The organism is Aeromonas sp. 25-248, from assembly GCF_053005425.1.
On the sequence record NZ_JBRKTB010000001.1, the window covers coordinates 459719 to 472637 of the forward strand.

Here is a 12919-nt window from a genome sequence, read left to right on the forward strand (position 1 = left end):
GTCGGGTGGCTAGATGAACCTATATCGAACACTGATCCTGCTCTGTCTGCTCTGCCTTCAACCTGTGCAGGCCCTGACCCTGCACAGCCGCTACGATCCCGCCCCGCTGCCTCCCCGCTGGTCGGAGGCGGAGCTCGGATGGCTGCGCCAGCAGTCCCAACTGCGGGTCGGCATCCTGCAAGAGGACTACCGCCCCTTCACCATGATCGCTCGCCAGCGCGTCGAGGGGCTCAGTGCCGACTACATCGACCTGCTGGCCCGGATGCTGGACAAACCCGTTGCCCTGAGCGCCTTCCCCGACAAGGCGCACCTGCTCCGTGCCCTGGCACGGGGGGAGATACACCTCGCCAGCCTCGGCAATCTCACCCTGGCGGACAGTGACACCCGGGCGATCCGCCTGAGCAACCCCTATTTCAGCAGCCCCCTCGTCTTCTCCGTGCCCAGACGTTATCGGGGGGCACTGCTCACACCGGGACAGCGGGTAGCCGCCGTCCGGGATCAGATAGACAGGGCGCGCTTTGGCCGCTACTACCCCACTCTCACCCTGGTGACCTATCCCTCCAACATGGAGGCGTTCGATGCGGTCTTCTTCGGCCGCGACGACATCCTGCTGGGGGATGCCCACGCCACCCACTACCTCAACAGCGAGCGCTTCGACAACCTTCGCCAGCGGGGCGAGGCCCCGCCCGAACTGGCGCCTGCCGAGTTCCGCTTTGCCGTCCCGGCCACCGAGCCCGCCCTGCTCAGCCTGGTCAACCGGGGGCTGGCGGCCATCGACGACCGGGCGCGCAACACCCTCTTCACCCAGTGGAACGGGCCCATCCGCGACATGAACGAGCGAAGCGCCGATCTCTATGATGCCGCCGAGCGGGCCTGGATGCGGCAAGCGCCCCCCATCAGGGTGTGGCTGATGGACAACCTCTACCCCTATGGCGCCCTGGATCATGACGGCCAGCTGGTCGGCATGACGGTGGACATGCTGGACAAGATCCGCACACGCACCGGCCTCACCTTCGAGTTCGTGCGGGCAGACTCCGAGGGTCAGCTGGCAAAAGCCATGCAGTCAGGCGCCATCGACCTCATCGGCGCCATCTCCCAGCAGGTGGCCGGACACTACGGGCTGCGCACCTCGGTGCCCTACGCCACCGACAACATCTATGTGATCCTCACTCGCCAGGAGGAACAAGGGATCGACACCATCCGGCGTCTGGCGGGCAAGGCGGTGGCGATGACGCGCCATGTGCCCCTCGCACAGAGACTGGAGGGCAGCCGCATCACCGAGGTGGAGAGCGCCGCAGAAGCGATGGAGGTGCTCGCCCAGGGACGGGTGGATGCCGCCATCGTGCCCCTCTATTTTGCCCGCCATGCGCTGGACAATGATCCCCAGAGCCCCCTGCGCATCGCCGGCCCCGCCGATGACGAGCCGATCCGGATGGGGTTTGCCAGCCTGCCCGGACAGGGGATGCTGATGGGGATCCTCGACAAGACCATCCTCGCCATCCCCCCCAACGAGCTCGCCATGATGAGTTACGAGTGGCGCAACCGCAAACTGCCGGTGCCCGGCTTCATGGATCGCCACGCCCACATCGTCTACCTGGTGTTCGTGGGGCTCCTCACCCTGGCGCTGGTGCTGCTCTATCGCAACCGCATGTTCAAGCGGATGGCCAGCGCCGAGCAGGCTTCCCGCCAGCAACTGGAGGCCCATGTCAGGTTCATTCGGGCACTGGGGGAGAGCCTGCCCCACCCCATCGTCGTGCGGGACAAGAGCGGCAAGGTATTGCTGTGCAACAGCAAATACCTGACCCAGCTCGGCGCCGAGCCAAAGGCCATCCTGGGTCAGCCCTTCGCCCAGGGGCTGTCAGGGGTGCTCGATGCAGACAGCATCGCCGTGCTGGAGCAGGACTTTGCCAGGGTATTGCAGGAGGGGCAGCCCATCTTTGCGGATCGCCTCTTCCATCACAGGGGCACCCAGAGCGACATCTATCACTGGATGGTGCCCTATTTCGACGGGGAGGGGGCCATCAGCGGGGTGATCGACGGCTGGATAGACATCACGGACCGCAAGCGACTGGAAGAGGCGCTGCGCGAGGCCAAACAGCAGGCCGACAGCGCCAGCCGCGCCAAGAGCGACTTCCTCGCCACCATGAGCCACGAGATCCGCACCCCCATGAACGCCATCCTCGGCATGCTGGAGCTGGCCACCGAGGATCCCGCTCTCAGCCGTCACAGCGGCGAGCTGCTGCGCATCGCCGCCGACTCCGCCAACGGCCTGCTGGATCTGCTGGGGGACAGCCTGGATATCGCCTCCATAGAAGCGGGCCAGATGACCCTGACTCCCACCCCCTGCGATCTCGCCCCCCTGCTCTCGTCCGTCACCCGGGTCTTTGCGGGCATGGCCGAGCAGAAGGGGCTGACCTATGAGGTCAGGCTGCCTGACACCCCCATGCCAAGGGTGCTGATCGATCCCCTTCGCCTGCGCCAGATCCTCTTTAATCTCATCGGCAACGCCATCAAGTTCACCGAGCAGGGCCGGGTCGCCATCACCGCCACCCTGACCGGGGGCGAGCAGCCTCCTGTGCTGCACCTCACCATCACCGACACCGGAGCCGGCATTCCCGCGGACAAGCTGCCCCGGCTCTTCACCCCCTTCTATCGCGCCCACGGCCAGGGCCAGTTCCCCGGCAGCGGGCTGGGCCTCAATATCGCCCGCATCCTGTGCCAGATGATGGGGGGGGAGATAGCCGTTCACAGCCAGGTCGGCGAAGGCACCCGCCTCGAGATAAGGCTGCCCCTCACGCTCGCCCAGCACCCCCCCGCCCCGATCACGGCAATCCCGGCGCCCCAGCCCCACCAGGCCCAACCCCTCCCCCATCGGCTGCATATCCTGGTGGTCGATGACAATCACGCCAACCAGATCCTGCTGCGCCAGCAGCTCAAGCACCTGGGACACGACGTCAGTGTGCGCAGCAATGGCCTGGAGGCCCTGCGCGCCCTCGCCAGCCACCCCTTCGATCTGGTCATCACCGACTGCCAGATGCCGGTGATGGACGGCTTCGAGCTGACCCGCAGCCTGCGAGCCCTCGGCCATGGCCTGCCCGTCTGGGGCTTCACCGCCCATGCCCAGCCTCGCGAGCGGGAGCTTTGCCTCGCCGCCGGCATGAACGACTGCCTGTTCAAGCCCATCGGCCTCGCCCGTCTGCGCGCGGCGCTGGCCACTCTGGGGCCAGCGCCCTGAGTACCGCCAGCCCTTCCTCCCGTCATGTCGCACGGGCGCGGCTGAGAGTGCGACTGAGAGTGCGGCTGAGAGTGCGCCGGCGTTTGCGGCATAAAGGGTCGCCCACAGAAACAAGAGACAAGAGACAAGAGACAAGAGACAAGAGACAAGAGACAAGAGACAACGTGGACCAGCCATGGATACAAGGCCGGTGGCTGTTCGAGCCCCATAAAAAAACCGACACCAGGGTGTCGGTTTTTTTATATCGGGAGGTGCGCCCTGCCTGTCACGCCAGTCTGGCACCGGGTGAAGCGGGCGTCACGAGGAGGATCAGTAGAAGATCCGCTCCCCTCGCTCGCTCATCTTGAGCCAGACCGGCTTGGTGCTGGTCTTGCTCCAGATGCGGTGCAGGTAGCTGTAGAAACGGGCGCGATCCCGGCGAAACAGCATCACCGGGAAGGCGAGCAACCCCGCCATCAGGACGAAGATGCGGCGAAGGATTATCTGAGTCAGGGAGAAGGGATGAAACATGATGTAACGCCTCACTGGTAAGACCACTGAACAAAGATTACGCCAATCATTGTAGGATTACTACACCGATAGCGCCATTTTTTGATAAAAAATGGGGCTAAAAGCCTAAAAATGAAACCGGGTTACATTCTTTAACTAAAAAACAACAAAGGTGGCAAAACGCGGCCCCTGTTCCAGAGTTAACGAGGACTGGACCAGAACGGGGGAACACAGGATGAAACTTGCAGATGCGGCGCTGCTGGGGGCATTGGGCGTGCTCGCCTGGAGCCAGTGGCAGGAGTGGCGGCTCAATCGTGACGATGCCATCGACATCCCCTATCACGGGGTCCCCACCGCCAGCCTGTGGCAATGCGGTTTGCTGATAAAGGAGATGGCCGCACTGGCAGAACAGAGGGGCGAAGAGAGGTCCGGATCCAGGGGCGAGGCATTGGCCGAGATGGATCAGCATCTGCACAAGACGTGGCAACGGGAGGGTTGTTCACGGCTGACTGACATGCAATGAAGCATCATCCTGGGCCGCCATGGCGGATAGACAACGTCAGTGACGTGGAAAACAGGGAGAAGATGGAGGCACGTTCCGGAGTCGAACCGGACTAAACGGATTTGCAATCCGCTGCATAACCGCTTTGCTAACGCGCCATGCTGACAAGGCATTGCCTTGAGAGTGATGTCCATGGTTGGTGCCATGGAGCATTGGAGCGGGAAACGAGACTCGAACTCGCGACCCCGACCTTGGCAAGGTCGTGCTCTACCAACTGAGCTATTCCCGCATGACTGCTTGCGTGCCAGTTGCCTGACAACGAGGCGCATTATACGTACCCCGAGCCCGGGCACAACCCTTTTTTCTCACTTTGAGCCCTTTCCCGTGCTGTTTGCTCACCCTTTAGACGCCTTGGTCGAAAATCCCCCCGCTCCCTGTGACCCGACGAGCGAATTTAAGATAAAGCCATTGAAATAGTTAGCCTTTAGTCAGAAACTCATCGCGCTTAGTAACTGGATTCTCAATTGAAAATCATGCGATGAAATGGAACTTCAGGCCTCGGGGGCTCAGACCGCAGCTGATGCTGGCTTTTTTCATGTTGGGCCTGGTGCCCTTCCTGGTCGTCACCCTGTTTTTCCTCTATAGCCACGGCAAGGATCTCACCACCCAGACCTCCAACCATCTGGTCTCGGTGCGCAACATCAAGAAAAACCAGCTGCAAGACTACTTCGGCAACCTCAAGGAGCAGATCATCAACTTCTCCCAGCAGGACTTTGCCGGCAACAGTATCGGTCGCTTCTACGGTTTCACCGGTGCCTTCGAGAAGCTCGGCACCACGCCGCAGGAGGCCCGTGCCCGCGCCCAGGCCCGCTATGTGCCGGGCTCCTGGGACAAGCTGCAACAACCTGACAGTCAGGTGGAGATAGAGCCCTCCATCAGCGCCCTCATCCTGGCAGACGAGATGTATGGCCGCGTCCACCAGCGCTTCCATCGCGGCTACGCCGACATGGTGCGCAAATCCAACTACAGCGACATCTTCCTGGTCGACCTCAACGGTGACGTGGTCTACTCGGTCACCAAGCAGGCCAACTTCGCCACCAACCTGCTCTCGGGCCCCTACCAGTCCAGCGGTCTTGGCAACACCTTCGCCAAGATCAAGCGCCGCCTCGATGGCGGCCAGAAGCCCCAGCAGATCTTCGAGTTCACCGATTTTGGCCGCAACGAGCTGACCGGCCAGGTGGTCGCCTACCTCGCCGCTCCCGTGATGCAGTACGACTATGTGCGCGGCGTGGTCATCTTCGAGCTGCTGCCGGACAAGCTCAACCAGATCATGGCGGAGCGGGAGGGGCTCGGCGCAACCGGCGAGACCATTCTCATCGGCCCGGACAAGCGGATGCGCGCCAACGCCTGGCTCGCCCCCGAATTCAGCGTGGAGAACAGCTTCAGCCCCGACTTCCGACCGCTGCAGACCCCCCTCATCATCAAGGCCCTCTCCGGGGAGCAGGGGGTCGGCCCCTTCCTCTCCTACCACGATGACGAGGTGCTGGCCGCCTATACCCAGGTGAAGGTGTTCGATACCGAGTGGGCCTTCATCGCCGAGATCTCCACCAGCGAGGCCTATGCCCCCATCCGCCAGCTCGAGACCCTGGTGATCCTGCTGGGGGCAGGCTCACTGCTGCTGCTGATCCTCTTCTCCCGCTGGCTCTCCCACTCCATCACGGCGCCCCTGCGATCCCTCACCGCCGCCGCCGAACAGGTGGCGGACGGCGCTCTGGATCACCCCATCACCATCCCCCGCACTGACGACGACATCGACCGGCTGGCCCAGGCGTTTCGCCACATGCAGCGCTCGGTGAAGGACAAGATCGAGCTCATCGAACGCCAGACCCAGGAGCTGCAACAGCAGGTCAAGCTGACCCACAAGCAGAACCTCAGCCTGCAACAGGCGGACAAGCTCAAAGACGAGCTCCTGGCCAACACCTCCCACGAGCTGCGCACCCCCATCCACGGCATCAAGGGGATGGCCGAGTCCATGCTCGCCAGCCAGCAGGACTTGACCGAAGGGCAGCAGAAACAGCTCGGCCTCATCATCAAGAGCGCCGACGGTCTGGCGCGCCTCGTGGACGACTTGCTCGACTACCACCAGATGCGCTACGGCCAGCTGGAGATCCACCCCCAGCCGGTCTCCTCCAAGGGGGTCATCCGGCTGGTGCTGGATCTCTGCCAGCATCTCGTGCAGGCCAAGCCCCTCACCCTGGTGGACAAGAGCCCCGCCGAGCTGCCCCCTGTGCTGGCGGACGAGCAGCGCCTCGAGCAGGTGCTCTACAACCTGGTGGGCAACGCCATCAAGTACACCCCCCAGGGCAAGGTGGTGCTGAGCGCTTTGGTGGAGGGCAACTTCCTGCGCATCAAGGTGACCGACACCGGCATCGGCATCGCCAGGGACCACCTGGAGCACATCTTCGAGCCCCTGGTGCAGATGAGCCCGGAAGTGAGCAAGCAGGGAGCGGGCCTCGGTCTCTCCATCACCCGCCAGCTGGTGCACCTGATGGGGGGGGAGCTGTTCGTGGAGAGCGAGCCAAGCGTCGGCTCCACCTTCGCCTTCACCCTGCCGCTGGCCAGCGGCAAGGCGGGCAGCCTGACCCTCGACAGCCGCCAGATAGAGCACCAGCTGGTGCGCCAGCAACCCGTCATCCTGCCGGACTGGGAGAGCGAGGATCTGCCGCCCCCGCCGCAAGATGCCCCCGTCATCCTGGTGGTGGATGACGAGCCCATCAATTTGCACATACTGCGCCACCTGCTGCAGCCCTGCGGTTATCGCATCCTGCCCAGCAGCGACGGCCACGACGCCCTGACCAAGCTGGCTCAGGAGCCGGTGGATCTCATCCTGCTTGATGTGATGATGCCCACCCTCTCGGGCTTCGACGTCTGCCGCCGTCTGCGCCAGCAGCACCCCAAGGAGAAGCTGCCGGTGCTGCTGCTCACCGCCCTCAACCAGCCCAAGGAGATTGAAGAGGGTTTCAACGCCGGGGCCAACGACTATCTGGTGAAACCCTTCTGCAAGGAGGAGCTGTTCGCCCGGGTGAGAGCCCTGCTGGAGGCCAGCGCCGGGCGCGCCTCCCTGGTGGAGAACCGCCTGCTCAAACAGGAGATAGAGCACCGTCTGCTGCTCCAGGAGCAACTGCACCAGGATCAGGAGCGGCTCCTCGCCCTGCTAGGCGAGGGGGCCGACCCCATGGTCTTCCTCGATGAGCAAGGAGGGGTGCTGTTTGCCTCCCGGGCCCTGGCGCGCCTGCTGGGTCAGGAGCCGGAAGCCATGGAGGGGCAGATGCTGGACGAGTGGCTGGCCGCCCCGCTGGCAAGCCAGTGGCCCGACATGACCGCGCAGCCGGAGCGGGAGCTGGACTTCCTGGTGGCGGGCCAGCGAGACACCCTCAACGCCCGCGCCCTGCCCATCAACCTGAGGGGGCAGCACGCCTATGCGCTGACCCTTGGCACCGAACCGCGCCAGGACGACAATCGCATGGCTGCACTGGAGAACGCCCTCAAGAGCCTCTCTCGCCAGGCCATCATCGAGGATGGCCAGTTGCTGGGGGAACTGAGCCGGCTGGGCGGGGAGTTCCGCTCGCTGGCGGACGATCTCATTCGCCAGCAGGATGACGAACCTCTGCGCCGCGCCCTGGTGGACACCATGCGTCTCACCCTGGAGACCTGGCAGCAGAGCACCGGCAAGGGCAAGATAGTGCTGGCGGAGAAGAGCAAGCTGTGGCGGGTCTACATGGACCGCTCCAGTCCCCAGACCCGCACCCTCGACAAGTACCTGAACCTCGACACCCTGCCCAAGGCACCGCGCTGGAAGACGGTGGTGGCCAGCGCCGAGTACGTGCTCAAGCACTGCGCCCTGAACGAGGTGCAGCACCAGAGCCTGCACCAGAGCACCCAGCGCCTTCGCCAGCTCGCCAGCCGCAAGGCATGAGTCTCCAACCCGCAGCCACGTTGCTCTGATGATGGCTGCGGGATAGAAAACCAAGCACCAATGGCCAGCTCTGGACACATCGACTCGCAGGCTTTCTGCACCTCTCAGGAGGATCGCGATGGCTGAGCTCGCGGGGTCGGCCAGATGACCCTGCAGGTTCGGACCCATTCCCCATCACCATGTTGGTGATGACCCCGGGAGACCTGTCTGGGCCGGCAAGTGGCTAATCAGGTGAATAGACATTCGAGAGAATGGGTGACGCTTCGCGACCCCGTGACCACAGGCCCCAAATCGGAAAAGACATTGGGAGATGGCTGAGCCGGGGGATGGACAGAGATGAGATAGAAATGACAAACCCGCGACGGACGCGGGCTTGAGGGGAATAAATGGCGGAGAGACAGGGATTCGAACCCTGGGTGGCATTGCTGCCACAATTGATTTCGAGTCAATCCCGTTCGGCCACTCCGGCATCTCTCCACGGGCACTCATATTGACCCAACCCTAGCCGGGAAATCAATGTAAATCTCGTTGCAGATCAGACGACTGGCGATAAAACCGCCATCCGGCGATCCCGCCCCTCCCAACACCAGTGACGTTCACCCGGCAGCGCCTCCTCACTCACTGTCTCCACCCTGTACCCGGTTCCGGGCGGGCGAATACGGCGAGCCTGATGGACCTGTGACACCCTGTGACGCGCTCGCCACCGCCCTCCCGGCAGTCATGGTGCCGGACTGGTAATCCCCGCGGGATTCGTTGACAATCTCTGCTCATTTTTTGGAAGGGAACCCGTCCCTCGCCCCAGCCGATAGGAACAACCATGCTCAACACTCGTATCGTCTCACTGCTGCTGGCCGCCGCCAGCCTCTGGGCCGCACCTGTCTGGTCCAACACCTATCCCCTGCCGCCAGCGGACAGCCGTCTCATCGGCGCCCTGGAAGATTACATCGTACAGCCTGGCGATCATCTGGAACTGGTCGGCAAGCATACCCGGACAGGCTTTCTAGCACTGCTCGAAGCCAATCCCGGCGTAGACCCCTATCTGCCCCCCCCGGGCACCCGGCTCACTCTGCCGACCCAGATGCTGCTGCCCGACGTGCCGCGAGAAGGCATCGTCATCAACCTGCCTGAACTTCGCCTCTACTACTTCCCCAAGGGCAAGCAGGAGGTGATGGTGCTGCCCATCGGGATCGGTGACATCGGCCGCGAGACGCCGGAGATGACCACCACCGTCATTGCGAAAAATCCCAACCCGACCTGGGTGCCCGGCCCCATGGTCCGCAAGTCCTGGCTGGAGCAGAAGGGGATCGATCTGCCCGCCGTGGTCCCCCCCGGCCCCGACAATCCCCTCGGCAAGTTCGCCATGCGTCTTGGCTATGGCAACAAGGACTACCTCATCCACGGCACCAACAAGGATTTCGGGGTCGGTCTGCGAGTCAGCGCGGGTTGTATCCGGCTGCGCCCGGATGACATCGAAACCCTGTTTGGTCTTGTTCCCGTCGGCACCCCGGTCCGGGTCATCAACCAGCCGGTCAAGATGGCGGTAGAACCCGACGGTCGTCGCTGGCTGGAGGTACACTCCCCCCTCTCCCGCACCGAAGCGGAGATGGCACAAGGGGCGCCGCTGGTGCTCTCCCCCGAAGCCGAGCAGTTCATCGCTGCCCCCGACATCGACAGTGCCCGGGTGACCGCCCTGCTCGAGCGCAAGAGCGGGCTGCCCAAACCCGTGAGCGGCTGAAGGCCTGACCACCATGAACAGAATCAGTCATGTGGTTTGCCTGTTGCTTCTGCTGCCTGGCTCCGCGGCGATGGCGGACATCCTCTGGATGCACAACGGCGATCGAGTGAGCGGGACCATAGAGGAGATCACGGACGAGCAGATCCGCATCAAGCCCGCCTACAGTCAGGCCATGACGGTCCCGCGCCACGCCATCAAACGATGGCGTCTGGACAAGCAGGAGAAACCCAAGCCGCTCACCAAGACGGGGATCCCCCTGCTGGACTCTCCTGACGAGGCCAATGCCTGGCTGCTGACAGGGAACGGGGATCTCAACATCAAGCTCAAGGAGAACACCAAGAAGACCAACAACGTCAATCTCAAGGTCTCCACCGAGTTTGCCAATCTGGACTGGCGTTACAGCCTGGATGGCGAGTACATCTACGAAACGGCGAACAACATCACCGACAGCCACGAATACAAGCTCAAACCCAAGCTCGACTTTTTCTTCGACGATCACTGGTTCCTGCGCTCTTCCATCGACATCGATTACAACATGATCGATGCAGGCTATCTGGAGATTGACTATGCTTCCGGCCCCGGCTACCGCTTCTGGAATGACAGGCAACGCCGGCTGGAGATCATCAGCCAGCTCGGCCTGGAGCGGGCCTATTTCAGGCCGGAGGTGTGGAGCAATTCCGACCTGTTTGACGACAGGATCATCAATTACCCCTTCGTCAGCCTGGGTTGGGACTACCGGCAGCCCTTGGCACTCTGGGAAGAGAAGTTCGAGCTGTTTGGCAAGGGCAGTTATGAAAAATTCGTCGATCAACCCTCCCCCTACCTGACCAGAAAACAGTCCGTCAGCGGCAGCCTGGGCCTCAGGTACTATTTCAACGATCACCTGCGCCTCTCCTGGTCAAGCGAACTGGATTGGGACGATGCCTGGCTCGACTACCACGGCCTGCACAGGGATGTGAGCGAGAAGGAGTGGCGTCACCTCATCACCCTGGGGGCGAGTTTCTGACCCGCCAGAAACGACACAGGCCCACCGAAGTGGGCCTGTGTTCATGGACGCAAGACGAGCGCGTCAGAAATAGATCCGGGTGACCGACTCGATGACGCAGCCAGGGCGGCGGATCCCCTCGATCTCTATCTTGATCTCCTTGAGGAGCTCGATGCCACCCTTGATGGGCGTGACACGCGACAGCTTGGTACGGGCGCGGATGTTGCTGTCCACCTTGATGGGGTAAGGGAAGCGGACCTGCTCCAGGCCGAAATTCACCACCATGCGAGCGGTCGGGAACTCCGGCGTGCTCTCGTCCACCGAACCGGTCAACTGGGGCAGCAGGGCCAGAGTCAGGAAGCCGTGGGCAATGGTGGTCTTGAAGGGAGACTCGGCTGCTGCACGCTCGGGATCGGTGTGGATCCACTGATGATCGCCGGTCACGGTCGCGAACTGGTTGATCAACGCCTGGGTGACCTGCAACCACTCACCCACATGGGTCTCTTCACCGATGCGGGTCTGCAACTCGGCATAGAGTGCCGCCGCTTCACCTTCGAGCTCCACCACGGGATCCTGCGCCAGGGCAGGCTGGCCATTCGCGACCTGGGTGACTCTGGCAGCCTCTTGCTGGCGGGCATCCTGGGACTCCCCCTGCAGATCCAGCACTCTTCCCAGCAAGGGGTGAAGGTGTGCCTTTTGCTGAAACTCACGCCAGTAGTCGCGGATCGCCGGAGAGAGCCAATCCTTGAGCTCAAAGGGGTGTTGCGCCAGAATTTCGCGCTTGTGCTTCAGAAAATCGACAACTTTCATTTACCGATCCCTATTTGATTCAAAGCCTGTAAAGAGGTCTAACCAGTCCTATTTTATGAAAGTTTCATCAGCAAGTACAAAAAAATCTCGGCGTACACCTGTACCAGGCGCGAAAGTGGTCACTAACATGCGAGCAAACACGGGCAGGAAAACGATTGAATGGAAGGCTGCAAACGAATCAACATCTGATCTGAAAAAGAGACGGGGCCCGTGTCGCCACTGAGCCCCGTCCTCGATCATCTCCCCTGGGCGGTCCACCAGCTCTTGCGCTGCCCATCGTCCAGGAAACTCCAGGCGAGGATCCGGCTCACCTTATTGCCTTGCGCCATGTCGAGCACGCGAACCTCCCGCGCCCCCACCCGAGCCAGCGCCTTTCGTGCGGCAGGCAGATTTTCCTTTTTCGACACCAGCGAGCTGAACCAGAGGCATTGGCTGGCAAACTCCTTGCTCTGCTCTATCATGGCCGCCAGAAACGCCGCCTCGCCCCCCTCGCACCAGAGCTCAGCCTTCTGACCGCCGAAATTGAGCACGGGCGCCCCGGCCACTGCCTGGCCCTTGCCCAGGTTGCGTAGCTTGCGTTCCGTCCCCTTGCTCGCTTCCGCCAGAGAAGCATGAAACGGCGGGTTGCACAGAGTCAGGGCAAAGTGCTCCTTCGGCCCCAGGATCCCGCGAAAGACATGCTTGGGGTTACCCTGATGACGGCATGTGATCTGGTTGCCCAATCCATTGCTGGTGGCCAGCAGGGTTGCCGCCTTCACCGACACAGGATCGATGTCTGAGCCCACGAAGCGCCAGCCATACTCCCGGGCGCCCAGCAAGGGATAGATGCAGTTGGCCCCGACACCGACATCCAGCACTCGAACCTGCTTGCCCGTCGGTACGCATCCCGCGCTCTCGGCCAGCAGATCCGCGGCTCGATGCAGGTAGTCTACCCGGCCCGGAATGGGCGGGCAGAGATAGCCGGGGGGCAGATCCCAATGCGCAATGCCATAGTGCAGTGCCAGCAATGCCCGGTTGAGCGTCTTGACGGCGGCCGGATCGGCAAAGTCCAGGGTTCGGGTGCCGTGCTCGTTGGTGAACACGAAAGGCGTCAACGCCGGGGTACGCTGGCAGAGCGCGTCGAAGTCGTAGGGTGCCTGATGGCGATTGCGCGGGTGCAATCCGGTTTTCTGCTGGGGTGTCATGCT

Annotated in this window: 8 protein-coding genes and 3 tRNA genes; 5 read left to right on the plus strand and 6 right to left on the minus strand. The window is 62.6% G+C overall.

Annotated elements, in window-relative coordinates; all coding sequences use genetic code 11:
* The first annotated feature begins 13 nt into the window (after positions 1–13).
* Entirely contained in the window at positions 14–3235 is a 3222-nt protein-coding gene (locus ACVDHI_RS02155; protein ID WP_447211633.1) for an ATP-binding protein, read from the plus strand.
* A gap of 309 nt (positions 3236–3544) precedes the next feature.
* On the opposite strand, the gene ACVDHI_RS02160 is transcribed toward ACVDHI_RS02155, so the two are convergent.
* Positions 3545–3745, minus strand: coding sequence for a YbfA family protein (locus ACVDHI_RS02160; RefSeq protein WP_010673543.1), 201 nt, complete (start codon positions 3743–3745; stop codon positions 3545–3547).
* Between the two features lie 214 nt (positions 3746–3959).
* On the opposite strand from ACVDHI_RS02160, the gene ACVDHI_RS02165 reads away from it, so the two are divergent.
* Positions 3960–4247, plus strand: coding sequence for a hypothetical protein (locus ACVDHI_RS02165; RefSeq protein WP_039039322.1), 288 nt, complete (start codon positions 3960–3962; stop codon positions 4245–4247).
* A gap of 63 nt (positions 4248–4310) precedes the next feature.
* On the opposite strand, the gene ACVDHI_RS02170 is transcribed toward ACVDHI_RS02165, so the two are convergent.
* Together ACVDHI_RS02170 and ACVDHI_RS02175 are read right to left on the minus strand one after the other, a co-directional pair.
* A tRNA-Cys gene (locus ACVDHI_RS02170) sits at positions 4311–4384 on the minus strand.
* Between the two features lie 55 nt (positions 4385–4439).
* Positions 4440–4515 (minus strand) — tRNA-Gly (locus tag ACVDHI_RS02175).
* Between the two features lie 249 nt (positions 4516–4764).
* On the opposite strand from ACVDHI_RS02175, the gene ACVDHI_RS02180 reads away from it, so the two are divergent.
* Complete coding sequence (locus ACVDHI_RS02180) at positions 4765–8202, plus strand: ATP-binding protein (RefSeq protein ID WP_447211634.1); 3438 nt, start codon at positions 4765–4767, stop codon at positions 8200–8202.
* Positions 8203–8589: 387 nt separating this feature from the next.
* On the opposite strand, the gene ACVDHI_RS02185 is transcribed toward ACVDHI_RS02180, so the two are convergent.
* Positions 8590–8679: transfer RNA gene (locus ACVDHI_RS02185), tRNA-Ser, on the minus strand.
* A 340-nt stretch (positions 8680–9019) separates the two neighbouring features.
* On the opposite strand from ACVDHI_RS02185, the gene ACVDHI_RS02190 reads away from it, so the two are divergent.
* Complete coding sequence (locus ACVDHI_RS02190; RefSeq protein WP_182936007.1) at positions 9020–9937, plus strand: L,D-transpeptidase family protein; 918 nt, start codon at positions 9020–9022, stop codon at positions 9935–9937.
* A gap of 13 nt (positions 9938–9950) precedes the next feature.
* Entirely contained in the window at positions 9951–10943 is a 993-nt protein-coding gene (locus ACVDHI_RS02195) for a DUF481 domain-containing protein (protein ID WP_447211635.1), read from the plus strand.
* A gap of 63 nt (positions 10944–11006) precedes the next feature.
* Here the strand turns inward: ACVDHI_RS02195 and ACVDHI_RS02200 are convergent, their stop codons facing one another.
* Positions 11007–11732, minus strand: a complete 726-nt coding sequence (locus ACVDHI_RS02200) for a MaoC family dehydratase (RefSeq protein WP_010673529.1) — start codon at positions 11730–11732, stop codon at positions 11007–11009.
* A gap of 236 nt (positions 11733–11968) precedes the next feature.
* Complete coding sequence (gene rlmF / locus ACVDHI_RS02205; RefSeq protein ID WP_183149589.1) at positions 11969–12916, minus strand: 23S rRNA (adenine(1618)-N(6))-methyltransferase RlmF; 948 nt, start codon at positions 12914–12916, stop codon at positions 11969–11971.
* Positions 12917–12919: the final 3 nt, after the last annotated feature.

Bases quoted from the DNA above. Each gene is read 5' to 3' on its own strand.
- rlmF (WP_183149589.1), bottom strand. From the start codon at position 12,916: ATGACACCCCAGCAGAAAACCGGATTGCACCCGCGCAATCGCCATCAG.
- ACVDHI_RS02160 (WP_010673543.1), bottom strand. From the start codon at position 3,745: ATGTTTCATCCCTTCTCCCTGACTCAGATAATCCTTCGCCGCATCTTC.
- ACVDHI_RS02165 (WP_039039322.1), top strand. From the start codon at position 3,960: ATGAAACTTGCAGATGCGGCGCTGCTGGGGGCATTGGGCGTGCTCGCC.
- ACVDHI_RS02200 (WP_010673529.1), bottom strand. From the start codon at position 11,732: ATGAAAGTTGTCGATTTTCTGAAGCACAAGCGCGAAATTCTGGCGCAA.
- ACVDHI_RS02180 (WP_447211634.1), top strand. From the start codon at position 4,765: ATGAAATGGAACTTCAGGCCTCGGGGGCTCAGACCGCAGCTGATGCTG.
- ACVDHI_RS02155 (WP_447211633.1), top strand. From the start codon at position 14: ATGAACCTATATCGAACACTGATCCTGCTCTGTCTGCTCTGCCTTCAA.
- ACVDHI_RS02190 (WP_182936007.1), top strand. From the start codon at position 9,020: ATGCTCAACACTCGTATCGTCTCACTGCTGCTGGCCGCCGCCAGCCTC.
- ACVDHI_RS02195 (WP_447211635.1), top strand. From the start codon at position 9,951: ATGAACAGAATCAGTCATGTGGTTTGCCTGTTGCTTCTGCTGCCTGGC.